General features: G+C 72.2%; 20 protein-coding genes and 1 pseudogene. 10 read left to right on the forward strand and 11 right to left on the reverse strand.

The window, feature by feature from the left end; all coding sequences use genetic code 11:
• Positions 1 to 35 precede the first annotated feature (35 nt).
• The 8 genes from ACIBAG_RS23860 to ACIBAG_RS23895 form a co-directional block, all read right to left on the reverse strand.
• A complete protein-coding gene (locus ACIBAG_RS23860; protein ID WP_399107735.1) occupies positions 36 to 1352 on the reverse strand; it encodes a phosphatase PAP2 family protein in 1317 nt (438 codons plus the stop codon).
• A 155-nt stretch (positions 1353 to 1507) separates the two neighbouring features.
• On the reverse strand, positions 1508 to 1843 hold the full coding sequence (locus ACIBAG_RS23865) for a CU044_2847 family protein (RefSeq protein WP_399107514.1): 336 nt from the start codon (positions 1841 to 1843) through the stop codon (positions 1508 to 1510).
• 55 nt (positions 1844 to 1898) lie between these two features.
• A complete protein-coding gene (locus ACIBAG_RS23870; protein WP_399107515.1) occupies positions 1899 to 3128 on the reverse strand; it encodes an extracellular solute-binding protein in 1230 nt (409 codons plus the stop codon).
• Positions 3125 to 4018: a hypothetical protein gene (locus tag ACIBAG_RS23875; RefSeq protein WP_399107516.1), complete on the reverse strand. Its 894-nt coding sequence runs from the start codon at positions 4016 to 4018 to the stop codon at positions 3125 to 3127. The genes ACIBAG_RS23870 and ACIBAG_RS23875 overlap by 4 nt, the downstream gene beginning before the upstream one ends.
• Positions 4015 to 5475, reverse strand: a complete 1461-nt coding sequence (locus ACIBAG_RS23880) for a VWA domain-containing protein (protein ID WP_399107517.1) — start codon at positions 5473 to 5475, stop codon at positions 4015 to 4017. The genes ACIBAG_RS23875 and ACIBAG_RS23880 overlap by 4 nt, the downstream gene beginning before the upstream one ends.
• A 96-nt stretch (positions 5476 to 5571) precedes the next feature.
• Positions 5572 to 7680 (reverse strand): tetratricopeptide repeat protein, encoded by a 2109-nt coding sequence (locus tag ACIBAG_RS23885; protein ID WP_399107736.1) that lies wholly within the window; start codon positions 7678 to 7680, stop codon positions 5572 to 5574.
• A gap of 10 nt (positions 7681 to 7690) precedes the next feature.
• Entirely contained in the window at positions 7691 to 9397 is a 1707-nt protein-coding gene (locus ACIBAG_RS23890; RefSeq protein ID WP_399107518.1) for a serine protease, read from the reverse strand.
• Positions 9398 to 9498: 101 nt separating this feature from the next.
• Complete coding sequence (locus ACIBAG_RS23895) at positions 9499 to 10413, reverse strand: LysR family transcriptional regulator (RefSeq protein ID WP_399107519.1); 915 nt, start codon at positions 10411 to 10413, stop codon at positions 9499 to 9501.
• Positions 10414 to 10516: 103 nt separating this feature from the next.
• Between ACIBAG_RS23895 and ACIBAG_RS23900 the strand changes: the two genes are divergently transcribed.
• The 9 genes and pseudogenes from ACIBAG_RS23900 (at position 10517) to ACIBAG_RS23940 (ending at position 20696) form a co-directional block, all read left to right on the forward strand.
• Positions 10517 to 11347 (forward strand): oxidoreductase, encoded by an 831-nt coding sequence (locus ACIBAG_RS23900; protein WP_399107520.1) that lies wholly within the window; start codon positions 10517 to 10519, stop codon positions 11345 to 11347.
• Between the two features lie 87 nt (positions 11348 to 11434).
• Positions 11435 to 11740, forward strand: a pseudogene (locus ACIBAG_RS23905) (ABC transporter permease); the annotation flags it as partial.
• Between the two features lie 303 nt (positions 11741 to 12043).
• On the forward strand, positions 12044 to 13621 hold the full coding sequence (locus ACIBAG_RS23910) for a S8 family peptidase (protein ID WP_399107521.1): 1578 nt from the start codon (positions 12044 to 12046) through the stop codon (positions 13619 to 13621).
• 356 nt (positions 13622 to 13977) lie between these two features.
• Positions 13978 to 15207, forward strand: a complete 1230-nt coding sequence (locus ACIBAG_RS23915; protein WP_399107522.1) for a DUF4190 domain-containing protein — start codon at positions 13978 to 13980, stop codon at positions 15205 to 15207.
• A gap of 159 nt (positions 15208 to 15366) precedes the next feature.
• On the forward strand, positions 15367 to 16119 hold the full coding sequence (locus ACIBAG_RS23920) for a GntR family transcriptional regulator (protein WP_399107523.1): 753 nt from the start codon (positions 15367 to 15369) through the stop codon (positions 16117 to 16119).
• A gap of 391 nt (positions 16120 to 16510) precedes the next feature.
• A complete protein-coding gene (locus tag ACIBAG_RS23925; protein WP_399107524.1) occupies positions 16511 to 16702 on the forward strand; it encodes an SPOR domain-containing protein in 192 nt (63 codons plus the stop codon).
• A 41-nt stretch (positions 16703 to 16743) separates the two neighbouring features.
• Positions 16744 to 17136, forward strand: a complete 393-nt coding sequence (locus tag ACIBAG_RS23930) for a (deoxy)nucleoside triphosphate pyrophosphohydrolase (protein ID WP_399107525.1) — start codon at positions 16744 to 16746, stop codon at positions 17134 to 17136.
• A 58-nt stretch (positions 17137 to 17194) separates the two neighbouring features.
• The gene (locus ACIBAG_RS23935; RefSeq protein ID WP_399107526.1) at positions 17195 to 17659 is read left to right on the forward strand and encodes an ATP-binding protein; all 465 of its coding nucleotides are present in this window, start codon (positions 17195 to 17197) and stop codon (positions 17657 to 17659) included.
• Between the two features lie 295 nt (positions 17660 to 17954).
• The gene (locus tag ACIBAG_RS23940; protein WP_399107527.1) at positions 17955 to 20696 is read left to right on the forward strand and encodes a SpoIIE family protein phosphatase; all 2742 of its coding nucleotides are present in this window, start codon (positions 17955 to 17957) and stop codon (positions 20694 to 20696) included.
• An 89-nt stretch (positions 20697 to 20785) separates the two neighbouring features.
• Here the strand turns inward: ACIBAG_RS23940 and ACIBAG_RS23945 are convergent, their stop codons facing one another.
• Positions 20786 to 22447 (reverse strand): hypothetical protein, encoded by a 1662-nt coding sequence (locus tag ACIBAG_RS23945; protein WP_399107528.1) that lies wholly within the window; start codon positions 22445 to 22447, stop codon positions 20786 to 20788.
• Between the two features lie 147 nt (positions 22448 to 22594).
• Between ACIBAG_RS23945 and ACIBAG_RS23950 the strand changes: the two genes are divergently transcribed.
• Entirely contained in the window at positions 22595 to 23596 is a 1002-nt protein-coding gene (locus ACIBAG_RS23950) for a phosphotransferase family protein (RefSeq protein ID WP_399107529.1), read from the forward strand.
• On the opposite strand, the gene ACIBAG_RS23955 is transcribed toward ACIBAG_RS23950, so the two are convergent.
• On the reverse strand, positions 23574 to 24347 hold the full coding sequence (locus tag ACIBAG_RS23955; RefSeq protein WP_399107530.1) for a succinate dehydrogenase/fumarate reductase iron-sulfur subunit: 774 nt from the start codon (positions 24345 to 24347) through the stop codon (positions 23574 to 23576). The two genes, ACIBAG_RS23950 and ACIBAG_RS23955, sit on opposite strands and share 23 nt — an antisense overlap.
• Positions 24344 to 26290 (reverse strand): fumarate reductase/succinate dehydrogenase flavoprotein subunit, encoded by a 1947-nt coding sequence (locus ACIBAG_RS23960; RefSeq protein ID WP_399107531.1) that lies wholly within the window; start codon positions 26288 to 26290, stop codon positions 24344 to 24346. The genes ACIBAG_RS23955 and ACIBAG_RS23960 overlap by 4 nt, the downstream gene beginning before the upstream one ends.
• Positions 26291 to 26303 lie beyond the last annotated feature (13 nt).

Below are 26303 nucleotides of genomic sequence, written 5' to 3' on the forward strand. Positions count from 1 at the left end.
GGGGCCGACTCGGCGGAGTCGGCCCCTTTGTCTTCTCAGACCAGTTCGGGTTGCCGTGCCGCTTGCGGCGTCGGCTCCGCGTTTCGTTCCCAGAGTCTGGTGGTTCGCACGTAGCCGTAGATCACCGAGGTCATCGCCAGGATGAGAAGCGGTCCGTACAGCCACGGGTAGCCGGCCAGCTGCATCGGCAGAAAGCGGTAGGACACCAGGAGCACGACGAAGACCGTCGCGCCGTAAGCGGCCAGTTGGATTCCCTGGCGATCCCAGCCGCGGGCCATGGAGCGCAGCGCGGCCTCGATCGTGAGCGTGAACACCACGCCGGCGACGAGGTCCACGCCGTAGTGGTAGCCGAAGCCCAGCGTCGCGCCGAGCGTGGCGATCAGCCAGAACGTTCCCGCGTAGCGCAGGAGACGGGGGCCCTTGCGGGAGTGGATGAAGATCGCGGTGGCCCATGCCGTGTGCAGGCTGGGCATGCAGTTGCGGGGGGTGATCTCGTCGAAGGGGATCGGGTGCGGGGGGCTGATCGGCACCGCTGTCTCAGGCCACAGGTTGGCCGCCGCCCAGGGCCCGCCGTCGGCGCCGTAGGCGAAGATCGGTCCGACCACCGGGAAGATCATGTAGATGCCCGGCCCGAGGAGGCCGATCACCAGGAAGGTGCGCACCAGATGGTGGGCTGGGAAGCGGCGCTCGACCGCCACATGGCGCAGCTGGTACAGGGCGAAGACGACCGCGGCGACCGCGAGTTGGACGTAGACGTAGTCGAGGACATGGGCGCCGATCGGGCCGGTGGCCCGGACCACCCGGCCCACCAGCCACGACGGGTTGCCCAGCGCGTGATCGGCGACCGCCAGGTACGGGTCGAGCACCGTCGGGCGGGTCTTCGACGTGATGAGCAGCCATGCGTCGCCGGTCTTGCGGCCCGCCACCAGCAGCAGGCCCAGCCCCACTCCCTTGAGCAGCAGGGTCCGTTCACGGCCGGTGCGGCGGGTGACCGCGATGACCGCGCAGCCGAGGACCACCAACAACGCGCCGTTGCCGAACGGATGGCCCTCGGTCACTCTGACGCCAACCGCCCACCGCACCACGAGGATGGTGATGTCGATGCCGATCGCGGCACCGATCGCGATGAACCGTTGGCGCCAGGTGAGCACGACCAACGTCAACGCCATTCCGGCGTACAGCAGGAATCCTGACTTGGGCGGGAATATGACTTCTCGCGCCTGGTTGGTGATCGGGCCCGGCATGCCGTAGCGGCGCGCGGCGATCTCCAGGGCTATGAGGAATCCGAGGGCCACGACGCCAGCCGTGGCCCACAGCGCCGCCCGTGGCAACTGCCGTCCGTGGGACGTAATTCCGCGTCTTATTCGGGAAAACGCACGCGATGCTATGGATGTCAATTGTTGGCCGATTGTTAGGTGTTAAGAGTGATCGAAAGTTGGTTCGATCATGTTAGCCGAGGAGCGCAAGGATCTCGTTGGTCATGCGTCACCTGTCGGCCATGAGGGCGTCACGGTCGCGCGTCCGGCGCCGCGTCCGTGCCGTTCCAGCGGAGCGTGACGTCCAGGTGGGCACCGGCGCTCGCGCTCGACAGGACCGCGCCCAGTTTGGCGTCCAGTACGACGCCGAAGGTGACCTCCACCTCGTCGGGCCGCTGGGCGAGGGACCGGAACCCGCCGATCACGTCGGACGCGGCCGCGGTGACCGGCGCCAGCGCGTCGCGCAGGGACTGTGCCGCGCTCTCCAGGCGTGTCCCGAGTCCCACCGCCCCGGTGCCCGCGCGGGCGGGTGGGGCGACGAGGACGACGGTGCCGTCGGAGAGGGTGAACTGGACTGCGTCCGGCATGGGGCTCCTTGGGGCTTCTCGGGGGCGGCGTGCGGGCGGGGCGGTGGGCCAGGGTTCAGGGTTGGTTCGGGGTGCCGCAGAGCGGGGTGGAGGCGGGGGAGTCGTCCCTTCCCAGCGTTTCCTGGACTCTGTCGAGTGAGCGCAGGAGTTCGGTCAGGTCCTCGCCGTTCACGTACTCCAGGACAGCCTGGTAGAAGGCCGCCGAGACGTCGGGGTCCATGGCGTCGGCCGCGCTGAAGCAGAGGGGGTGGCCGGAGCGGAGCATGCGCGCCACCTTGCCCTGCGTGCTGTCCCGGTAGCGCGTCACGTCCTTGTGGGCGGAGAGCGCGAATCCGGGTTCGTCCACCCAGGCCTGCTGGGCTTCCGTCGATGCCAGGTACTCGATGAGCTCGGTGGCGCTCTCGCTGCCGGTGAACTTCACGACGAAATCCGCCGATACCTCCAGGGGTTGATTCTCGGGAGGTTCAACCGTGGTGTACTTCCTCACCTCCTGCGGCTCCAGCCCCGTCGCGGACAGCGCGCCGCGGCTCAGCGAACAGGAGTTGTCCTTCATGCCGGCCGCCGCCGCGTCGAACGCGACGGTGGACGCCTGGGCGAGGCCGCTGCCGTTCCTCTCGATGAGGTCGTGCCACATGGACCAGGCGTCCGCGACCGGCTTCGACTCCCACTTCCGCTTCCCCGAGACCCAGGCCTCGTAGGTGCCGATGCCCTCTTCGGCGAGCACGATGTCCGCGATCCAGTCCGCGCCGGGCCAGCCGGAGGTCGGGCCGGACGCCAGTCCGAGGCACCAGGGCTCGGGCCGGGACCGGAGGGCGGACCAGGTCCTCGGGGGTGGCGGGACGGTCACCTTCGGGTCGTACCAGATGAGGCTCTTGACGTCGGCCTTGACCGGCACCGCGTAGACGTCGCCGTCCTGCACGGCCAGGTCGCCGAAGGGCCGCAGGAAGGACTCCGTGTCGACCTCGATCGTCTCGAGTACGTCGTCGTTGTGGAACTTCGTGAGCGCCCCCACGTTCGGCAGCACGGCCAGGTCGGGCGCCGCGTCCGCGGCCACCGCGGCGTCGAGCTGCGGCGTCAGGTCGCGGGTCACCCGTGGGTCGACCTCGATGGTCGGGTGGTTGTCCTCGAAGGCCTGGATGACCGAGTAGAAGGCCGCGAACTCGGTCTTGGTCCACGGGACCATGATCGTCACCCGTTCCGTCCCGGAGGCGCCGCACCCGACCGCCGTCAGGAGCAGGCCCACGACCAGGAGGCACCGCGCGAGTGGTGTCGTCGGCCTTCTCATGGGCGGGGGAACCTGTACTCGGCGAGCCGGGGCTTGAACCCCAGGTAGGTGAGCGCACCGGCGACGGCGAGCAGCGGCAGCATGATCGCCATGACCCCTCCGTCGGCCCCGCCGTCCCTGCACCGCAGGCACGTGGTGACGGCGACGGACGCGGTCAGCAGCAGGGCCAGGACGAGCGCGGGACTTGGGTACTGGCGGAAGTGGCGGGCGACGACGTAGCCGGTCGCCCAGACCAGCAGCAGCATGACGGCCGCCGGGACGGTGAGCAGGGGCCACAGCAGGTGCGGGTTCAGCCAGCGCGCCTCGCGCTGCCGCGCCAGGGCCCTGGCCTCGTTCACCTCCAGGTCGTGCAGCGACTGGATGAGCCCGCCGGTGAACTGGACCCTGACCTCGCGGTCCTTCGCTGTGCTCGCCGTCCGGTCGGTCACCACCGCGTGCGCCGCCGACATGCACTTCGGGCCTTCGCTCACGACTCTGTTGGCCAACTGCATGCAGGTGCTCAACTGGCCCTGCACGAACTGGAAGTCGCGCAGCCCTTCGTCCTTGTCCGCGTTGCCCTCGGCCGCGGAGGTGAGCAGGATGCTCACCTGGGTGGTGCGGTTCGCGAAGTCGGAGCCGGGACCGATCAGGTTCTCCGCGTCGGCGCTGATCGCGGCGTTCAGCGCGTCCCTCGCCCGGTCGGCATAGCGCTGCGCGGCGACGATGTCCTCGATGGCCTCGTCCGTGCGGCCGACCGCGTCGGCCTGGTCCCCCGCCCGGTTGGCGACCACGACATACAGCAACGCGGTCAGGGCCACCATCCCCAGCATCCCCGCCCTCAGCCACCGCAGCACGACGCTCGGATGGGAGGCGCGCAGCCGCGTCCACAACGCCCGCCATCCCGCACTCACGACGCACCCACCGGCCCACCGCCCGACGTCCCGGCCCCGAATCGGAACCCGCACTCCTCGCAGAACTTGGCCGACCCCGAGGCCGAAGCCGTACCGCACCGCGGGCACTCGCGCGGGCGCCCGGCCGGCCCCGACGAGGCGTCGCCCGGCGGGAGCCGGACCGCGTCGACCGGATCCCCGGGCGGCACCGCCGTCTTCGTCGACTCCACCCCGATCCGCTGGATCTGAGCCCGGGAGACATCGCGCCGTACCCGCAGCCGGCCGTCGGGGCCGGTGGCGGCCAGGGCGCGCAGCAGGCGCAGGCGTGCGGTGTCGCGGAGGTCCTGGGCGAGGCCGGTCGCCAGGCGCAGTTCGCGGTCCGCGCGTTCGAGGTCACCGCGCAGTTGGGCGTCGGCGCAGGCGCGCATCGCCATGCCGAGTTCGCGTTCGTTCTCGACCCGGGTGAGGTCGGCCGAGCGGGGAATGCCGAAGCCGGGTGTCGAGCGGCGCCGTACGACCATGGACGCGGTGTCGGAGCAGGGGGTGCGGGTGCCGTCGGGGCGTTCGGCGTGCAGGGTGACGCGGGCGGCGCGCAGGTCCTCGTCGACGGTCAGGGTGTGCGGGTCGAAGCGGAGGGAGACCTGGTACTGGCGGGTCTCCGGTGGCCAGGAACCCAGGGGGACGTGCGTCTCCAGGTCGACTTGCCGGCGGGCCGTCAGTTCCGCCTCCACGGGGCGGGTCTGCCGTACGAAGGCGAGCTGGAAACGGTCGTTGAGGCGCAGGCCCAGATAGACCCGGGGGACGACGATGCGCTGCGCCTGCCGCATCAGCCGGGTGAAGTCCTCGGTGAGGTCGGAGACGGTGGTGACGGCCTCGGCGGTGCCGTGCAGGGCCGCGGTGACGCGGAGCAGGTCGGCGTAGTGCCAGTCGCCGCCCAGTCCCCGGGCGTCACAGACGAACTGGTCGGTGCACGCGGTGAGTACGTCGTCGAGCTGCTCGGGCGTCTCGTGCTCGTCCTTGCCGTCCGTGTACAGCACGGCGTGGCGGACACCGGAGGGGGCCGGCGTCGCGGCGAAGAGGTTTTGGGCACAGGTGAGCCAGGTGCCGATCGCCGTGCCGCCCTCGGCGAACTGGCCGACGACCCGCAGCTTGGCGTCCTCCCGCGTCAGGGCGTCGACGCGGGCGAGGCCACCGGTCGCCGGGAAGATCACCTCGGCCTTGTGGTTGCCCGCGACGATGCCCAGGAGGGCGCCGTCCCGGAGGGTGTCGATGGCCGCGCACATCGCGCGCTTGGCCTCGTCCAGCTTGCGGCCGGACATGGACAACGACCGGTCCATGATGAGGACTTCGGCGCCCGGAGTGTCCGGCGCCGCCTGCGCGGTGGAACGTGCCGTGACGGTGATGAGGGCGTCCGCGCGCCGCTCGTCGTAGGCCAGGTCCGAGGGTGCGTCCACTTCCAGGGCGAAGCTGAGTCCCAAGGGCGAGCTGTCCCCCACCGGCACCACCCGATCGCGTCGCTGCGTGCGTGTCCCTGTGTCCCTTACGGAGCGTGGATTCGTCCGCTACTTGGCGTATCAGGAGCTTAGCGTTCTGGGTGTTCCTCCGAAACGGGAATGACCGGTTCTGCCACGCCGTTCGCGCCATCTCCACCGCAGCGGGGGACGCAGCCGGTTCGCGAGGTCCACGAGTGCGACGTACTCCCGCTCGGTGGGCGCGTGCCGCCCGAGTTCACGGATCGCGCCGGACAGCCGCTCGCTGTCGCGATGGTGCAGGAAGTGCGCGTACTGGAGCTCGGCGTGCAGCCCGGCGCTCTCCGCCCGGTCCACGTCGAGGCCGTCCAGGGCCGCCCCGGCCCGCTCCAGGTCGTCCCCGGTCGGCGCCGGACGGTCTTGCCCGTCGAGGACCATGACGCTCAGTCGTACGGCCGCCACCCGCGCCCCGCGCTCGTAGCGGAACTCCTCCGCCAGCCGTACGGCGGTGCCCACCGCCTTCGCCCGCTCGTCGGCCAGCAGCTGCACCCGGGCCAGGCCGAAGCCGGCCGCGCCCAGTGCCGGGGTCGTGTCGAAGACCGCGCCATAGTGGGACCGGGCGGCGCTGAGGTCCTTGCGCAGTTCGGCGCACAGGCCGAGTGCGAGCTGGGGTATCAACTCGCCGGGAACGGCCTCGCGCACGGTGGTGAACGCCGTGGTGGCCGAGGGGAGGTCCTCGCGAGCCAGCGCGATCAGGCCGGAGTACCAGGCGTGCAGCCAGTGCCAGTCGTCCAGGCCCGCCGCCGCGAGCGCCCGCTCCGCCAGCTCCGGGTCCCTTCTGCGCAGGGCCTGCCGGCTCTCGGCCAGGGCACGTCGGGTGGAGCCCGCCATGTCCGGGGCGTCGGGGTCGGACAGCGGGGCCGGGAGCGCGGTCGCGATGTCGCCGGGATCGGGGGAGGAGAACGGCGCCCGCAGCGCGAGCGTCGCGTCCTCGCCGGTCCGTGCCTCGACCCAGTGGGCGAGCGGCCGGGCCGCCCCGAGCCCGCCGTCCAGGGAGTGCGGCATCGAACCGAACAGGGCCGACGGGCGGGCGACCTGACGCTGGGTCGGCGGGGCCGCCACGACCTGCCGGATGACCCCGCTGAGCTGCTCCGCGAACTGCCGCGCGGACACGAACCGCCGCGGCGGCCGCTCGGTGTCCGTGGCCCGCTCCAGCAGCAGGTGGAGCGAGTCGACGCCCGGCGCCGAGCGGTCGCTCCAGCGTTCACGGCACACCTCGCGCAGGGTCATGCCCACGGAGTAGAGGTCGAAGCCCGGGGTCGGACGCCGGTGCTCCGGGTCGCTCTCCGGGGGCGCGAACGCCGGGGTGTGCGGACCGATCGGCCCCTCGTCCCGCTGGCGGCGCACCGCCCCGAAGTCGATCAGCCGTACCTGGTCCAGCGTGCCCGCCGGGCTCTGCTCGCGGAACCGCATGATGTTCAGCGGTTTGACGTCGCAGTGCAGCAGGCCCCGCACATGCAGGTAGTCGAGCGCCTGCAGGACCCGGATGCCGTGCGCGAGGAGGGTCTCCAGCCGGTCGCCGTCGCCCGCCGAGAGCGGTACGCCGGGAACGTACTCCAGGACGAGGTGCGGCCCCTCGTGCTCGTAGCCCAGGATGCGCACGATGCTGTCGTGCCGGAGCCCGACCAGCACGTCCCGTTCGTGCAGGGCGGTCTCCGCGACCGACCTGTGCAGGGCCTTGAGGACGACATGGGTGGCGAGGTTGCGGTCGTGGGCGAGGTAGGCCGCGCCGTACGCTCCCGCGCCGAGGACGCGTTCGACGTCGTAGCGGCCGGCGATGGTGCGGCCGTCGGGCCGGGTGAAGTCGAAGCCCGTGCCGCACTCCGGGCAGTAGCCCGTCGTACGGCCCGGTGCGCCGTCGCGCCCACGGCCGACCGGCTGCGCGCAGTTGGGGCAGAAACGATGCTCCTCGGCGATGGGGTGCGCCGACGGGGGCGGCACCTCCGGGGCGTCGGGACCCTGGTCGGAATCGACCAGTCCGAGGCCGTACCAGGGGTCCGGCCGCACATGTGCCACGCCGCCCGCGCCCCGCGCCGGTCCGGGGACGCGGACCGCCGCCGTGGCGTCGTCCCGCGGCAGCGGCTTCCGGTCGCAGACGACGCAGAAGTCCTCCTCGTCGATCTCGCCGCGCCCGCAGTCGGGGCGATTGCACATCCGCACGGCGTCACCCTTCGTCGATACGGCGGTTGACCTCGTCGGTGTAGCGGCGGACCGACCGGCGGGCGGCCGCCAGGCTGATCGGCACGGTCTGCAGGGCCCGGGCGGCGGGGGCGTGGAGCTCGGCGAGGCGGCGGTCCTCTTCGCCGAAGTACCGGGCGGCCCGCAGACGGTGCAGTTCCAGGGTGGAGGCGAGGTCCTGGTGGGCCTCGGTCATCCGGCGCAGGTCGCGGTCGAAGGCGGCCAGGGCGGCGCGGGCCGCGGCGGCCCGGTCGTGCACCGCGGTGAGTTCGGGGCTGGGCTCCGTGGCGCGGGCGACGGCCAGTCGGACCCGCAGCCGGGGCGCGATACGGGGCGGCAGCCGGGGCGCGCCGAAGAACCGCACGCCCCACTCCTGATCCAGTGCGGCCGCGGCGTCCTCCTCGTCGGCGAGCCGGCCGACGACCTCCTGTGCCCGGGCCGCGGTCACGCCCCCGACGGCGGATCCGGGGATCGGCTCCGGGTCGAGGGACACGTCGTGGGCGAGGCCCGGGGGCGGCGCGCCCTCGAAGCCGAGCACGAGACGCAGCCCCCTCGACCGGGCACGGTCGGCCAGCGTCCCCAGCAGCTCCCGCACGAGTGCCTCCGGATCCTCGGCCCGGTCGACGCCGCCCACCACCAGGCAGGCGGGCGGCCTGCGGCGCAGCAGATGCCACGCCACCGCGTCCGCGTCCCCGCTCGGGAGGCCGAAACGGCGCGCGAGATAGCCGCACACGTCGGCGACCGACTTGCCGCGCGCCTCGTAGGCCGCGTCGATGGAGCCCAGGCCGAGGACCGTGTCGCCGGGGGCGCCGGTCAGCTCCGCGTCGGAAACGGCGGCCCGGGCCGCCGGGTCGGCCGTGCGCACCAGGCGGACGAGCCAGGAGTCGCCCACCGCCGTCGTGCCGCCGGTGCCGACGACGACGGTGCCCGGCCGGCCGCTGTCGAGCAGCCGGGTGAGCTCCTGGGTGAGGGCGAGCCGCAGCGGGTCGCCCAGCACGTTGTCGGGCAACCCGTCGTGGGTGTCGCCCATCTCGTTGCTGCGGTCGCCGTCGACGAACCCCAACTCCCGCAGCCGGGGCAGATAGTGGAGTACCGTCTCGGTCGGCAGCATCCAGGCCGCCCGCGCGTCGCCGTCGACGAAGTCGGCCACCACGATGCCGATGACCCGCCCGTCGAACGAGCCGCCCAGCGCCATCACCCCGGCGCCCGAGTACCCCCGCTCGATCCACGGATCGCCCGTACGCGCCCGCTTCAGCAGCCCCCACTCGCCCTGCCGCCCGCCGGAACCCGCGAGTTCGGCGTCGGTCCCCATGCCGATCGGGTCGGCGTGGGGAAAGCCGTACACCCGGACCGTGCCGCCGGAGATGGGCGCCTTCCACAGCGTGGTCCGGGTGCCGCACCCGGCCGGCTCGTCGAGTTCGAGCAGCGCCACGTCGCCGCGCTGCGTGCCGTCGACGTGCCGCCACGTCCCCGGCGCCACCTGTGCGGGGCGGGTCCACTCCGGCCGGCACCCCACGCTGCTGATCCGCACACGACGCCTGGTGCCCCCGGGCTCCGCCCCCGCGTACCGGACGACGTGCGCGCAGGTGAGCACATGACGGTCGTCCAGCAGCACCCCGGCGCCACAGGGCGTGCCGTCCTCGTCGTCCACCCTCACCCGCCACGGACTGTCACTGTGGTGATGCAGCGCCATATGACCAAGGTATGGCAACGGCCGCCCCATGCAGCCGAGTTGTCAGGCAAGCATCGACCCGCACGCGGATGCGAACGACGAGTTCCGCCGGGAAGCCGACGTCAGGTCACGGGGCGCGGCACCCGCCGGCACGCCTCCACGTACGCCCGCACCAGCGGCCGCTCCCCGTCCTCCGCGCGCCAGGCCAGCGCATACCGGCTGGGCGAGAGCCCCCGTACCGGACGCGTCACCACCCCGCCCAGGGTGATCAGCGGCGCGTTGCCCGTCGCGATCAGGCAGACGCCGAGACCGGCGACCAGTGCCTCGTACGTCTCCTCCGTGCTCGCGACCTCCGCGCCGACGCGCGGCGGCCGGCCGCCCCGCTCCTCCAGCGCCAGCCAGTGGTCGCGCAACGGCCCCGCGCTCGACGGCAGGGCGAGGAACGGCTCGTCGGCGAGGTCCGCGAAGTCGACCTCCGCGCGGGCCGCGAGCGGATGGGATTCCGGGAGGGCGACCAGGCGGGGTTCCTCGGCGACCACCGTCCAGGCGTAGCGGTCGGCGTCCGGGAGGGGCAGCCAGACGAAGGCGACGTCCGCGTCGCCGTCCGCGAGGCCCGCCGTGGGGTCCTGCCAGCCCGCCTGGCGCAGACGCAGGGCCGTGTCGGGGTGCGCGGCGGTGAAGCGGGAGCGGATCGCCGGGAGCAGGCCGCCGCGGCCCGGGCTGGTGCTCATACCGACCACCAGGGTGCCGCGCGCCGCCGCCCGGGCCGCCTCCACCGCCGCCGCCCCCTCGGCCCAGGCGTCCAGTACCCGCCGGGCACACGGCAGCAGTGCCGTGCCGGCCTCGGTGAGCGCGACGCCCCGGGGATCACGGCGGAACAGCTCCACGCCCAACTGCCGCTCCAGCGCCCTTATCTGCTTGCTGAGCGCGGGCTGCGAGACGTACAGCCGCTCGGCCGCGCGGGTGAAGTGCAGTTCCTCGGCCACTGTCACGAAGTAGCGCAGGTCGCGCACATGGACGTCCACGGTCATAGCCATCGGTTATCAGCGTGGGTCTTGGACGCGCAACCGGGCCGGCGGCAGGGTGGAGTGCGCAGGCCGACGCGACCCGGACACGGACGTCGCAGGACGAGGAGCTGTCATGAACAAGGTGTGGCTGATCACCGGTGCGAGCAGCGGTTTCGGGCGGGCCGTCGCGGAGGCGGCCCTCGCGGAGGGCGATGTGGTCGTGGGTGCGGTACGGCGCCCCGGTGGGCTGGACGATCTCGTGGCCGCCCACCCCGACCAGGTGGAGGCGCTGCGGCTGGACGTGGCCGACACGGGGGCCGCCGAAGCCGCCGTACGAGATGTGATCGCCCGGCACGGACGGATCGACGTGCTGGTCAACAATGCGGGACGCACCCATGTGGGCGCGTTCGAGGAGACAACCGAGGACGAGCTGCGCAAGCTGTTCAATGTGCATGTCTTCGGGCCCGCCGCCCTCACACGTGCGGTGCTTCCGCACATGCGGGAGCGGCGGGCCGGAGCGATCGTGCAGATGAGCAGCATGGGCGGGCAGATGTCCTTCGCGGGCTTCTCGGCGTACAGCGCCACCAAGTTCGCGCTGGAGGGCATGTCGGAGGGGCTCGCGGACGAGGTCGCCGACTTCGGCATCAAGGTGCTGATCGTCGAGCCGGGTTCCTTCCGTACGTCGCTGTTCGAGGCCGACCGGAGGGGGGCCAGCGCGGACAGCGGGCTGTACCCCAAGGTGAGCCGGACCCGGGACTTCGTCTCCGGCGGCGACGGCACCCAGCCCGGCGACCCGGCGAAGGCGGCGGCCCTCATCCTCGCCGCGCTGGAGGCCGACCGCACCCCGCTGCGGCTGCCCCTGGGCGACGACGGCGTCACCGCGGTACTCGGCCACCTCGACCAGGTCCGCGAGGACGTCGCCGCCTGGGAGAAGCGCGCACGGGCGACGGCCTTCGACGACTGACCTGCGGGGACGACTGACCTGCGGGGACGACTGACCTGCGCGGACGGCTGACCCGCGCAGGCCCCGGCCGTCTCCGTCGGCGCGTCCGTCGTCCGGGACCGGCAGAGCGGGTTCCTGCGCGAGATGCTCGCGGCTCCCGTACGGCGCGGCACGCTGCTGGTCGGCACATGCGTCGGCGGTGCCACGATCGCCACCTGCCAGGGCGCGGTGGTGCTCGCCAGCGCCGGGCTGATCGGAGTGCCGTACCGGATCGAGCTGTTCGCCGTGCTGCTGGCCGAACTGCTGCTCGCGACACTGGCGATGACGCTGATGGGCGTTGGTGATCGCGGGTGCGGCGCACGGTGGTGGCCTTCCGCCCCGGCGAGTACTCGCAGAGCTTCTTCGCCCCGGTGACCTGGGCGGGCCGGCAGGTCCCCGCCGCACTCTCCGCCGCGGTGGTCGTGGTGTTCTGCGCGGTGGCCCTGCGGTGGCGGTCCGGCGGTTCTCCGGGGCGGACCGAGGCGACGCCGGGGACCGCCCGGCGCAGCCGCCTCAGTCCGCCCGTGCAGGGCCCTTGTGCAATTCCTGTGGAGGCCTCAATCTTTCGGCTGGCGCACAGGTGCGACACAGGCGATTGACATGTCCCTGCCTGTCCAGCACGTCCGCGCACCGGTGCACCCCCCACCAGCGCACCACCGATTGAGGAGGATCCCTCAGATGGCAGTGATGCGTAATTCCCGCAGAGACTCCCGCCGAAGATTCGCCACGCTCAGCGCGGCGGCCACCGCCGCGCTCGTCGCCGGCCTCGTCTCCGCACTCCCCGCAGCGGCCGCACCCGAAGGCCGCATCCAGTACGCGGGCGCGGCGAACGCCGTGGCCGACAGCTACATCGTGACCCTCAAGGCGGACCACGCCCGCTCGGGCTCGAAGGCGGGACGCGCCCTCGTCGAGCGATACGGCGCCGACGTCGAGCGAACGTACAAGAAGGCCCTGAACGGCTATGCGATCGAGGCCTCCGAGAGCGAGGCGAAGAAGCTCGCCGCCGACCCGGCGGTAGCCTCCGTCGTCCAGAACCGCACGTTCAGCATCGACGCGACCCAGACCAACCCGCCCTCCTGGGGCCTGGACCGCGTGGACCAGCGCAACCTCCCCCTGAACAGCTCGTACACCTACCCGGACGCGGCCGGCCAGGGCGTAACCGCCTACGTCATCGACACGGGCGTCCGCATCACCCACAGCGACTTCGGCGGCCGCGCCTCCTACGGCTACGACGCCATCGACAACGACAACACCGCCCAGGACGGCCACGGCCACGGCACCCACGTCGCGGGCACGGTCGCCGGAAACGCGTACGGCGTCGCCAAGAAGGCCAAGGTCGTCGGCGTCCGCGTCCTGAACAACTCCGGCCAGGGCACCACCGCCCAGGTCGTCGCGGGCATCGACTGGGTCGCCCAGAACGCCGTCAAGCCTGCGGTGGCCAACATGTCCCTGGGCGGCGGCGCCGACACGGCCCTCGACACGGCCGTACGCAACGCCATAGCCTCCGGCGTCACCTTCGCCGTGGCGGCCGGCAACGAGTCGACGAACGCCTCCACCAGGTCCCCCGCACGCGTCACAGAGGCCATCACGGTCGGCGCGACGACATCCACCGACGCCAAGGCGAGCTACTCCAACTACGGCTCGGTCCTCGACCTGTTCGCGCCGGGCTCGTCCATCACCTCGGCCTGGAACTCCAGCGACTCGGCGACCAACACGATCTCCGGCACGTCGATGGCGACCCCGCACGTAGCGGGCGCGGCCGCGCTCTACCTCGCCGCCAACCCCTCGGCCACCCCGGCCCAGGTCTCCTCGGCCCTGACATCCACAGCCACCACCGGCGTAGTCACCAGCCCGGGCACGGGCTCACCCAACCGCCTCCTCTACGTCGGCGGCGGCACGACCACCCCGCCCGGACCGCGCTTCGAGAACACCGGTGACTACGCCATCGCCGACAACTCCACGGTCGAGTCCCCGGTGACGGTCTCCGGCGTCTCCGGCAACGCGCCCTCGGCCCTGGCCGTCGAGGTCCACATCGTCCACACGTACATCGGCGACCTCCAGGTCCAGCTGATCGCCCCCGACGGCACGGCGTACACGCTCAAGTCGTACGGCACGGGCGGCAGCTCGGACAACATCGACACCACGTACTCGGTGAACGCCTCGTCGGAGACCGCCAACGGCACGTGGAAGCTCCGCGTCAGCGACAACGCGAACCTGGACACCGGGCGCATCGACGCCTGGGCACTGCAGTTCTAGCCCTGGGTCGGTAGTCCTCCTCGTCCTCGCGGTACGGCACCGGGCCCTCGACCCGGCCCGCCGCGAGGACGAGCCGTGTGTGTGGGGCGCCCGCAGTGGTCGGCGTCAACACGCGGCACCTCCTGGCCTGAGTCCAGCCTCCGGTCCGAGGACGGGCACCCCCCGACCCGGCCCCGACCCACAACGCACCCGCAGGCGCCACGCGAACCCCCACCCAACCCGCAGCCGGCGCTGTCCCGGATCGTCACTTTCGTAACACGGATGACAATCCCCCTCGCCCCGCGCTTACCATTCGCGCAGCCGTACGCCAGTTCCCACCACCCGGCACCGCCGCCCGACCCAGGAGCACGGTACTCGTGTCCATACCTCCGCCCCCCGGACCCCAGCAACCCCCAGGGTCCCCGGAGCAGCCCCAAGGGCCGTACACGCCGGGCCAGTACCCACCCCCGTCGCCGTACGCTCACGGTGCACCCGGTGCCCCGGTCCCGTACGCGTACCAGCCTTACGGCGCGTACAACCCGTACGGCCCCTACGGCAACCCCGCCCCCGTGAACGGCGTAGCCATCGGCGCCCTCGTCCTGGGCATCCTCTGCTTCGTCCCAGCCGTAGGCCTCGTCCTCGGCCTGATCGCGCTCGCGCAGATCAAGAAGAAGGGCGAGCGCGGCAAGGGCATGGCGCTGGCCGGTTCCATCCTGTCCTCCGTCGGCCTGGCGCTGTGGGTCCTGGCGCTGTCCACCGGCGGTGCCTCCGACTTCTGGGAAGGCTTCAGGGACGCCGCGAGAGGCGAGGGCACCGCCTACGCGCTCGCCAAGGGCGACTGCTTCGACTCGCCGACCGGCAACCTGGAGGGCGACGCCTACGACGTCGACGAGGTGCCCTGCTCCGGCAAGCACGACGGCGAGGTCTTCGCCGTGGTCACGCTGCCGGACGGCGACTTCCCGGGCGACGACGAGGTCACCGACACCGCCGACGAGAAGTGCTACGCGCTCTCGGACGCCTACGCCATGGACACCTGGGCCGTACCGGACGACGCGGACGTGTACTACTTCATCCCCTCCGCGCAGAGCTGGCGCTTCGGCGACCGCGAGATCACCTGCCTGTTCGGCAGCACGAAGGAGAACGGCAAGCTCACCGGCTCGCTCCGCACCGACGGGACGACGCTCACCCCGGACCAGGTCGTGTTCCTGACGGCGCTCAACGCCATCGACGCGGCCCTCTACGAGGAGCCCGACGCATACGCCGAGGAGGACCTGGAGGCGAACCGCGCCTGGGCGCGGGACGTCGAGGCGGCGCTTGCCGAACGCATCGGGCGGATGCGCGCCTACACCTGGCCCGCGGAGGCGAAGCAGCCGGTCACCGACCTGGTCAAGGACATGGAGGACGCCCGCAGGGAGTGGGCGAAGGCGGCCGTCGCCCGGGACGCGGACACGTACTACGAGCACTACGACAAGGCGTACGAGTACGTCGACGGCCGCACCACCGTCACCGCGCGCAAGGCTCTGGGCCTGGACACCACCGTGCCGACGTACGAGGAGGACTCGGACGGGGGCGACGGAAGCGAGAACGCGGGCGGCCTCCCCGTGTGACCGGATGTGTGATCGCGGCTATACCGGGGAGAAAGTGCCTGCGTAAAGCCCTCCGGGCCCACAAGTCATCACATCGAGTGATTCTCTGGCCTTTACTTGCACGGCACAACCCAGGGTTGCCACGCTGTTGCTGTCTGTACAATCTGATGGGAGCGGCCAGTGACATTCGGTGAGCAGCCGGCGTACCTGCGCGTCGCGGGTGATCTCCGCAAGAAGATCGTCGACGGTTCGCTGCCACCGCACACCCGCCTCCCGTCCCAGGCCAGGATTCGAGAGGAGTACGGCGTCTCGGACACCGTCGCGCTGGAGGCGCGCAAGGTGCTGATGGCCGAGGGGCTCGTCGAGGGCCGCTCCGGCTCCGGGACGTACGTCCGTGAGCGCCCCGTGCCCCGCCGTATCGCCCGCTCCGGCTTCCGCCCGCCGAGCGGTGCCACGCCCTTCCGTCAGGAGCAGGCCGACGGCGAGACCCGCGGCACCTGGGAGTCCAGCAGCGAGCAGGCCGAGGCGAGCGTCGCCGTCGCCGAGCGGCTCGCCATCAGGCCCGGCGACCGCGTCATGTGCACGCGGTACGTCTTCCGGGACGCCGGCGAGGCGATGATGCTCTCCACCTCCTGGGAGCCCCTCGCGGTCACCGGCCGTACGCCCGTGATGCTCCCCGAGGAGGGCCCGCTCGGCGGCATGGGCGTCGTCGAGCGCATGGCGGCCATCGACGTCGTCGTGGACAACGTGACGGAGGAGGTGGGCGCGCGCCCCGGCCTGGCGGAGGAACTGCTGGCGCTGGGCGGCGTCCCCGGCCATGTGGTCCTCGTCATCCAGCGCACCTACTACGCGTCCGGCCGTCCCGTGGAGACGGCGGACGTGGTGATCCCGGCGGACCGCTACCGGGCCGCGTACCACCTCCCCGTGAAGTAGCGCACATCTTTGGTGAAGTAGCGCACACCTTCACTGCGGTTGCCCCCGCCAGAGCCCCAACTCCCGTCCCTCCCCTCGCCGTTGGAATCTGGCCGTTTTCGCAGGTCGTAGCGGGCGTGTCCGCCATGCCTGTGACCGGATGCATCGGCGTCCACGCACGGCGCATTCGATGCCGTGCGCCCCCTCCGACTTGGCTGGTTGCGTACCTCTTTGTGAAAAGGCGTATTCGCTGCGTAAAGGTTAGGCGTAGGCTCGGGCATATGCGGATTGCGGTTTCCTTAGCGGACGGGGCACGGCACAGGCCGCGAGCGAAGCGGGATGGGGGTCCCTCCGGCCGAAGGCCGGGGGAGGGGCTCGGGCGGTCGTGGGCGGGAAGGAACGGTGGGGCGCGATGAACGACAGCACGATCACTCTTCCCTGGCTCGTCGTCCGGCAGGACGACAACGGCAATCGCTACCGCGTGGGCCGGTACGCGACACGGGCGGAGGCCCAGAAGATCGCGGACAGCCTCGACGGTCGCGGGCACAAGCAGCTCTACTGGGTCGAGCGGATCGCGCAGAACGGGGACAGCGCGGGCGGCTGACGAATCGCTGCTCGCACTCCGGCTCCCGTAGGCTCCGGCGCATGACGGAACGGATCGTGGTCGGTGCGGCGCTGCTGGACCGGGGCCGCCTGCTCGCGGCACGCCGCAGCGCACCCGAGGAGCTGGCCGGGCGCTGGGAGTTGCCCGGCGGGAAGGTCGAGCCCGGGGAGGCGCCCGAGGCGGCGTTGGTGCGGGAGCTCCGGGAGGAACTCGGCGTCGACGCCGAGGTGCTCGAGCGGGTGCCGGGGCAGTGGCCGCTGAAGCCCCCGTACGTCCTGCAGGTGTGGACCGCCCGCCTGCTGCCCGCCACTCCCGAGCCCAAGCCCCTCCAGGATCACGACGCGCTGCGCTGGCTGAGCCCCGGCGAACTGTGGGACGTGGACTGGCTCGACCAGGATGTGCCGGCGGTCCGGCAGGTGGCCGGGCGGCTGTAGCCACTCCCGCCGTACCGGCTCGCGGATCTCCTGCGGTACCGGCTCCCAGATATCGGGTATGTGCCTATTAACCCCACGAAACCGGACATGGGCGAACCCGCTGGCCTGGGAAGTGATCGGCGTGATCGACACCGAAGGCGACTGCGCCGATTGGAGCTTCCCCGCCGAGCCGGGCGCGGTCCGCGCCGCACGCGCAGCCGTTCGCGGCCGCCTGCGCGACTGGGGTCTGGACAGCCTCGCCGACGTCACGGCACTCCTGGTCAGCGAGCTGGTGACCAACTCCCTGCGGCACGCCACGGGCCCCATCGGCGTACGCCTGGTACGCCCCGCCGCACTCGGTGACGTCCTTCTGGTCGAGGTCTCCGACCCCCTCCCCGACCCACCCCGCGAGCGCATCGCCCACCCCGAGGACGAAAGCGGCCGCGGACTCCAGCTCGTGGCGCACTCCTCACGCCGCTGGGGAACGCGGCCGGGCCGGAGCGCGGGCAAGACGGTGTGGTTCGAGCTCGCGGTGCCGGAGTGACCTCCGCTGACTCCCGCGTCCTTACAACCCGTCAGTAAACGTCCACACCGCTGTACGTCCGCCCGCACCCTGTCGAACGCCTGGTTCAGGCCAGTGGCAGTTGGACCGCAGCGTGATTCGACTGCGTGTCCGCTGGTTAGAAGTCTGGAAGTGTTTCCGCGGCCGGGACCGAAAACCATCGGGACCGTGCTGTGATCGTGAACACCGTGTTGTGCGGGGCCGTAGTGCTGGATACTGCGGGCAGCCGCCGCCGGTGACCGGTGCCGGACGCGGTGAGCTGGAGGGGACGGTTCGCGTGAGCGAGATACCAGCGAAGGCCACGGAGTCCGAGGACCCGTCGGAGGGCGCGAGGGCGAAGGCCGCCGGAGAGCGGGCGGTCTACGACACACAGGACTCGCCAGACACACAGGCCTCGAAAGACCCCCGAGCCTCGAAAGACACACCGGCCTCGCAGACCTCACCGGACACACAGGCCATCGCGCCCACCGCCACCACCCCCGGCTTCGCCGACGACGCCCGCCCCGGCGAGGCCGTCTGGCAGAGCAGCCCGCCCGGCTCGATCTACGACTACATCAAGGTCGCGTCCTTCTCCATCGGCCCCGACGGCCTGGTCGACCAGTGGAGCCTGCGCGCCGAGCAGCTCTTCGGCATCCCGGCCGGGCGTGCCGTCGGCATGGACCCCATCGAGGCGTTCATCGACCCCGATCTGCGCGAGCACGGGCAGCGCAAGATGGCCGAGATCCTGGACGGGCGGGAGTGGACCGGCGTGGTCCCCTTCCGGGTGCCGAACGGCGGTGACGGGGGGCGCGGCAAGGACGGTCTCGCCGAGGTGTACGTCATGCCGACGCGGACGGAGGACGGCGAGAAGGCCGCCGTGTGCATCGTCGTCGACGTCCGTACCCTGCGCCGTATCGAGACCGATCTCGCGGCCTCGCAGTCGATATTCGGTCAATCTCCCTTCGGCTTCGTGCTGATCGACCCCGAACTGAAGGTCCGCCGCGTCAACCAGCGGTTCGCCTCCGTCTTCGGCGGCGCACCCGACGACCACCGCGGCCGCGGCGTCCACGACTATCTGCCCCGCCCCGAGGCCGACCGGGTCGCGGCCACCCTGCGCCGGGTCCTGGAGAGCGGCGCCTCCATCACCGACATGCACATCACGGGCTTCCTGCCCGGCTCCGACGAGCGCCGCCACTGGTCCATCAACCTCTACCGGGTCCACAGCGGCAGCGGCCGTCCCATCGGCATCGCGTGGCTCGGAACCGACATCACGTCCCGCCGCGCCGCCGCCCGCGAGGCGGCCGCCGCCCGGCGCAATCTCGCCCTTCTGAACGAGGCCGGGGCCCGCATAGGGAACTCCCTCGACCTGGAGACCACGGCCCGCGAACTGCTCGACGTCGTGGTCCCCGGCTTCTGCGACCTGGCCACGGTCGACCTCTACCAGGGCCTGCTGGCCGGCGACGAGACCCCGCCCGGCCTCGCCGACGGCAGCGCGGAGCTGCGCCGCGTCGCCTTCGCCAGCGCGGTCTCCGACGCGCCCTTCGTCGGCGGCGGCGCCCCCGTCGCGGTCGGCGCCGTCCACCACTACCCCTTCAACTCGCCCTGCGCGGACGCCCTGCGCACCGCCCGGCCGCGACACGTGCCCGGCGAGGAGGGCGGCCTCGTGCAGTCCACGCTCGCTGTGCCGATGGTCGCGCACGACACGGTCGTGGGGCTGGCGCAGTTCGCCCGTACGAAGGGCAGCGAGCCGTTCGGCGAACGGGACCGCGACCTGGCCGTCGAACTCGCCGCACGGGCGGCGGTCTGCATCGACAACGCCCGCCTCTACCGCCGCGAGCACGAACGCGCGCTGATACTGCAACGGTCCCTGCTCCCGCCGGGGGACCCGGTCGCGTCCGGCCTGGACATCGCCTGCCGCTACCTCCCCGGCAACGCCTCCTCCGACCGCCCCAGCGAGGTGGGCGGCGACTGGTTCGACGTCATCGAACTCCCCGGACACCGCACGGCGTTGGTCGTCGGGGACGTCATGGGCCGAGGGCTGCGCGCGGCCGTCGCCATGGGCGAACTCCGTTCGGCCGTACGAACGCTGGCGTTGCTGGACCTCGAACCGGCCGAAGTCCTCTCGGCGCTGGACGAGATCGCGCGTGGCCTCGGCGCCCCCGGCGGCGTCCAGCAGGCCACCCGCGCGGCCCGCCGGCCCCGCGAGGCGGACCTGTCCGAGGTGTACCTGGCGACCTGCGTCTACGCCGTCTACGACTCCGTCACCCGCCGCTGCACCTTCGCCAACGCGGGCCACCTCCCACCGGTCCTGGTCGAACCCGGCGAGGCGGCACTGATGCTGGACGTGCCGCCGGGAATGCCGCTGGGCGTGGGCGGCGAACCCTTCGAGGAGGTGGAGGTCGAACTGCCCGAGGGCGCGCTGCTGGCGCTCTACACGGATGGACTGGTCGAATCCCGCGACCACCCCCTGGACGAGGGCCTCCAGGCCTTCGTGGGCGCACTCACCGACCCCGCACGCCCCCTGGAGGACGTCTGCGACCACGTCCTCAACACCCTCGACTCCCACCACGGCGAGGACGACATCGCCCTGCTGATGGCGCGCGTCCAGGGGCTGCCCGCGGAGTCGGTCGGCGACTGGACCCTGCCGCGTGAGCCGCGCAGCGTGGGCCGCGCCCGCGAGTACGCCCGCGGCCAGTTGCTGTCCTGGGACCTGGAGCCGCTGGTCGACACGACGGAACTCCTGGTCAGCGAACTCGTCACCAACGCCCTGCGCTACGGCGAGGGCGACATCAGGCTGCGCCTCCTCCTGGACCGCACCCTGGTCTGCGAAGTGTGGGACTCCGGCCTGGTCCAGCCCCGCCGCCGCCGCGCCCGGGACACCGACGAGGGCGGCCGGGGCCTCCAACTGGTCGGCCTCCTCAGCGCGGCCTGGGGCTCCCGCCGGACGCCCCGCGGCAAGACGGTCTGGTTCGAACTCCCGCTGCCGGACGGGGAGAACGGGCTGACGGACCCGGCGGAGGCGTTGCTGAGCTTGTTCTGAGTGCGCTCGGGTCGCGCCTGTGTGGGTGGCCGACTGGGGCCGGCGGGTGGCCCATGGCCGGTTCCCGGCCCGGCCGGGCGTGGGGCCGCTCACATGGAGGGTGCGTCGCCGCGGCGCCCCCGTGTGCGCGGTCCGCCGAAGCTGACCGGTTGTCCGCCGGTCCGCTGCAGGATCCCGCCGAGTACCGCTCCGGCGAGTCCGATGGCGTCCGCGCCGGGGCCGTCGACGGGGTGGCCGTGGGTGCGGATGTCCTGTTCGGCCAGGTGGCGGGCCTGCTGGGCCAGGGTGTCGGCCGTGATGAGCTCGGCGAGCTCCTGGCGTGGGCCGCGCCCGGCCGGTGCGGACGCCGGAGCGAGCAGTCGCCGAGCCTCCGCCAGCCGGGTCCGCGCTTCGTCGCCCACCGCGGCCCGATGCGTCGCGACGACGTCGTCCGCATCGGCGACAGCACTGTGCGCACACACCTGCGCGGCGGCCGTGATCACCCCGCCCCGCCCGGCGACGACGGGCCCGAGGCCCCGCACGATCCGCCGCAGCAGGTCGAGGGGGTCGTACGGCCCCGAAGTCAGCTCTTGTCGTACGCCGGCCAGGACGACGTCGGCATGGCCGACCCGGGCGCGCAGTTCCCCGGGAGGGACGTCCGCGTACGCCTCTGCCACCCCCGGCGCCGACTCCCGCGCCCCGGCGAGCTCCACCTCCCCGCCGGTCAGCGCGGCGGGAATCATCGCCGCAGCCGTCGCGAGCTCCCCGGCGAGCCGGTCGATGCCGTCGATGAACACGGCGGCCTGGGCGATGGCACCCTCGGCGGCCCGCAACAGGCCCGTGGCCCGCTCGATCTCGCCCGAGTCGGCGCTCTGGCGGGCATGGTTGAGGCGGGCCGTGGCGAACACCAGCCGGTCCTTGGCCTGCTCGACGTGGCCGGTGACGGCGGCGGTCGCGGAGGCGGCGTACCGCTCACCGATGCCGCGCAGCACGGCATCGGCGGCCCCGGTCCGCCCCGCCAGCTCCCGGAACCGCCCCTCCGCGACGGCCAACGCCTCGCCCAGCCCGCCGCCCAGTCCCTCCTCCAACCCCCGCGCCTGGTCGAACGCGGCGGCCTGCCCGTCCAGCAACCGCCCCGCCTCCTCACCCCGCCCGACGATCCCCGCCAGTACATGCCGCCGAGCCGCGGTCTCACCGGGAACCCCACCCTCGTACTGCCACCGCATCCGGAAGGCGACCGTCAGCTCCGCCTCGGCATCCCGCAGCACCCGAGTGAACGGCTCGACGTCGACCGGTACGGGCGGGGCCTTCGGCCGGTCGGCGAGGAGCCCGACCCGCCCCTCGAGGAACCCGAGCTCCTCCCGGCTGACCCGCACCCAGTCATCGGCCTCGACCAGCAGGGCCCGTGCCCGCTCGTCGAGATCCCCGATCTCCGGCTCGGCGCCCGGCACCGGCGCCCCACCCGGTGTCGTACGCCCCCGCGCCCGCCGCCTGCGCCGCAGGAACCCGTATCCCGCCAGTACCGTCACCGCGACGACGGCCAGCATCGGCATCACCAGATCGGCCGCGGACGTCTCCTCGACCTCCCCCTGCCCCACCCCACCGGCAACGGGCCGCGCCGCCCCGCCCGTGACCCGCCCCTCGCCCCGGTCCGTCACCCCGGGCAACATCAGCCACACCACCCCGATCAGCCCACCCACCAGCGCGAGCACCACCCGCACGGATATGTGCGAGGCCCGCCGTGGGCGGCCCCGGCTCAAGGATGACGTCACATTTCGGAGCGTATGAGCAGGAATGCCGGCGCGCGAGCGGGGTGCGTCCGCAGTGCCTGCGGGGCGCGCCCAGGGTGGGGAGCCGTACGGGCCGTCGGTCGGAAACACGGAGGCGGCCCGGACTGCGTATCCGGAAAACTGGGCCGGATGACCGCCACCCGCCGCACTCTGGCCGCCCCCGACCTCGCACCCCTCACCCGCGCCGCCCTCGGCCCCACCCGCACCCTCACCGCCGTGACCCGACTGCGCGGCGGCACCAGAAAGGGCGTCTACCGCCTCACCCTCGACGACGGCTCGACCGCCGTCGCCTACGTCTGGTCCGCCGACGAGGACTACTGGGACGCCGGTCCGGCCGACCCCCGTGACCCCTTCTCACACGCTTCCGGCCTCGACCTCTTCACCGCGGCCCACGCCCGCCTGACCGCGGCCGGCGTCCGCACCCCGCGCCTCCTGCACGCGGACCCCACCCACACCCACCTCCCGGCGGACGCGGCGATCGTCGAGGACCTCTCCGGCGGCACCCTGGAGGACCTCCTGGCCCGCGATCCGCAGGCCGCGCCCGGGGCCCTGGCCCGGATGAGGGTCCTGCTCGACACCCTGCACGCCTGCACCGGACCGCGCCTCGGCAAGGTCGCCGTCGTCGACAACGGCGGTTCCTCACACGGCGTTTCGTGCGAGCAGCGCGTCCTCGACGGGGCGTTGCGCGACCTGAACCGACTCGTCGCCCGCGAGCCCCGCGTCGCCGCGGCGCACACCCCACTCGAGGAAACGCTGCGGAGCCTGGCGGCCGAGGTCCGCCCCCGCACCGGCCGTCCCACGCTCATCCACGGCGAACTCGGCGGGGACCACGTCCTCCTGACCGCCGACGGCGACCTCGCCCTCATCGACATCGAAGGCCTGCTGTACTTCGACGTCGAGTACGAGCACGTCTTCCTGCGCCGGCGCTTCGGCCCTCACTACGCCGCCCTGCGCGCCCCGGGCCTCGACGAACACCGCCTGAGCCTCTACCGGCTGGCGATGCACCTCTCCCTCGTGGCAGGCCCCCTGCGCCTCCTCGACGTCGGTGACTTCCACGACCCGGACTTCCTGCGCGGCATCGCCGAGCACAGTCTCGAACAGGCCCTGATCATTGCGGGGTGCGCCTCCTGATCTTCGACCCCAGCCACACCAACGGGTCGTACTTGCGGTCGACCGCCCGCTCCTTCAAGGGGATCAGCGCGTTGTCCGTGATCTTGATGCCCTCGGGGCAGACCTCCGTGCAGCACTTGGTGATGTTGCAGTAGCCGAGGCCGTGTTCGTCCTGGGCGGTCTTCTTGCGGTCCAGTCCGCTCTCGCCCGCCGCGTCCAGCGGGTGCATGTCCAGTTCGGCGACCCGCATGAGGAAGCGCGGGCCCGCGAACGCCGGCTTGTTCTCCTCGTGGTCACGCACGACATGGCAGGTGTCCTGGCACAGGAAGCACTCGATGCACTTGCGGAACTCCTGCGAGCGGTCCACGTCCTCCTGCATCATCCGGTACTCGCCGGGCCCCAGGCCTTCCGGCGGCACGAAGGACGGGACCTCGCGCGCCTTCTCGTAGTTGAAGCCGACGTCCGTGACCAGGTCCCGGACGACGGGGAAGGCGCGCAGCGGCGTGACGGTGATCGTCTCCTCCCGGGTGAACACCGACATGCGCGTCATGCACATCAGCCGCGGCCGCCCGTTGATCTCGGCCGAACACGAACCGCACTTGCCCGCCTTGCAGTTCCAGCGGACGGCCAGGTCGGGGGCCTGGGTGGCCTGCAGGCGATGGATGATGTCGAGAACCACCTCGCCCTCGTTCACCTCGACCTTGAAGTCCTCCAGGCCGCCGCCCTGCACATCGCCCCGCCACACCTTGAAGCGGGCCTCGTAGCTGCTCACTGGTAGAGCTCCTCTTCGGCGAGGTACTTGACCAGCTCCTCCTTGTCGAAGAGAGCGAGCAGGTCCGGGCGGACGGGGTCGGTGGTCTCCCGTACGAGGTCGATCTGGCCGCGTTCCGGGTCGGTGGCCGCGAGTCCGCCCGTCGGGTCGGCCAGCCGGCACAGCAGGTTGATGTTGCGCCACTTGCGGTCCATCGTCGGATGGTCCTCGCGGGTGTGGCCGCCCCGCGACTCCGTGCGCTCCAGCGCCGCCCGGGCCACGCACTCGCTGACCAGCAGCATGTTGCGCAGGTCGAGCGCGAGGTGCCAGCCGGGGTTGAACTGACGGTGACCCTCGACTCCGGCCCTTCGGGCCCGTACCCGCAGCTCCGCGAGCTTCTCCAGCGCCTGCTCCATCTCGCCCTCGCGGCGGATGATGCCGACGAGGTCGTTCATGGTCTGCTGGAGCTCCTGGTGGAGGGTGTACGGGTTCTCCGGCGGGCGTCCGTCCGCCTCGCCCCCGACCGGGCCCTCCGCCGAGAAGGGCCGCAGCGCCTCCGCGGCCGCAGTGTCGACCTCCAGGTCGCTGACCTCGGGGCGTTGGAAGGCCCGCGCGGCCGCGTACTCGGCGGCGTGCCAGCCCGCCCGGCGCCCGAACACCAGGAGGTCGGAGAGCGAGTTCCCGCCCAGGCGGTTCGAGCCGTGCATGCCGCCGGCCACCTCACCGGCCGCGTACAGGCCGGGCACGCCACGCGCCGCCGCCGTGTCGGACTCGACCGCGATACCGCCCATGACGTAGTGGCAGGTCGGCCCGACCTCCATCGCCTCCGCCGTGATGTCCACGTCCGCCAGCTCCTTGAACTGGTGGTACATGGACGGCAGCCGACGGCGGATGACCTCGGCCGGCATCCGGGTGGACACGTCGAGGAAGACCCCGCCGTGCGGCGAGCCCCGGCCGGCCTTCACCTCGGCGTTGATCGCGCGCGCCACCTCGTCACGCGGGAGCAGCTCGGGGGGCCGCCGGTTGTTGTCCGGGTCCTCGTACCAGCGGTCGCCCTCCTCCTCCGACTCGGCGTACTTCTCCTTGAAGACGTCGGGGATGTAGTCGAACATGAACCGCTTGCCCTCGGAGTTGCGCAGCACCCCTCCGTCGCCACGCACCGACTCCGTGACCAGGATCCCCTTCACCGACGGCGGCCAGACCATGCCCGTCGGATGGAACTGCACGAACTCCATGTTCAGCAGGGGTGCCCCGGCGAGCAGCGCCAGCGCGTGCCCGTCGCCGGTGTACTCCCAGGAGTTCGACGTCACCTTGAAGGACTTGCCGATCCCGCCCGTCGCGATGACGACGGCGGGCGCCTCCAGCACGAAGAACCGGCCGCTCTCGCGCTCGTACGCGAACACCCCGGAGACCTGGCCCGAGGCGTCCTTCAGGATCCGGGTGACCGTGCACTCCTGGTAGACCTTCAGCCGGGACTCGTAGTCCCCGGTCTCCTTCTTGTCCTCCTGCTGGAGCGAGACGATCTTCTGCTGGAGGGTGCGGATCAGCTCCAGGCCGGTGCGGTCGCCGACGTGCGCCAGGCGCGGGTACTCGTGGCCGCCGAAGTTGCGCTGCGAGATACGGCCGTCCTTCGTCCGGTCGAACAGCGCGCCCCACGTCTCCAGCTCCCACACCCGGTCCGGCGCCTCCCGGGCGTGCAGCTCGGCCATCCGCCACTGGTTGAGGAACTTGCCGCCACGCATGGTGTCGCGGAAGTGGACCTGCCAGTTGTCGTGCTCGTTGGCGTTGGCCATGGCCGCCGCGATGCCGCCCTCGGCCATCACCGTGTGCGCCTTGCCGAACAGCGACTTGCAGATCACCGCCGTACGGGCGCCGCGCTCGCGTGCCTCGATCGCGGCCCGCAGGCCCGCGCCCCCGGCGCCGACCACGACGACGTCCCACTCCTGCCGTTCGACCACGGACATCAGTTCAGTCCCC

This window comes from Streptomyces sp. NPDC051243 (assembly GCF_044455405.1).
In the GTDB taxonomy this organism is placed as follows: domain Bacteria; phylum Actinomycetota; class Actinomycetes; order Streptomycetales; family Streptomycetaceae; genus Streptomyces.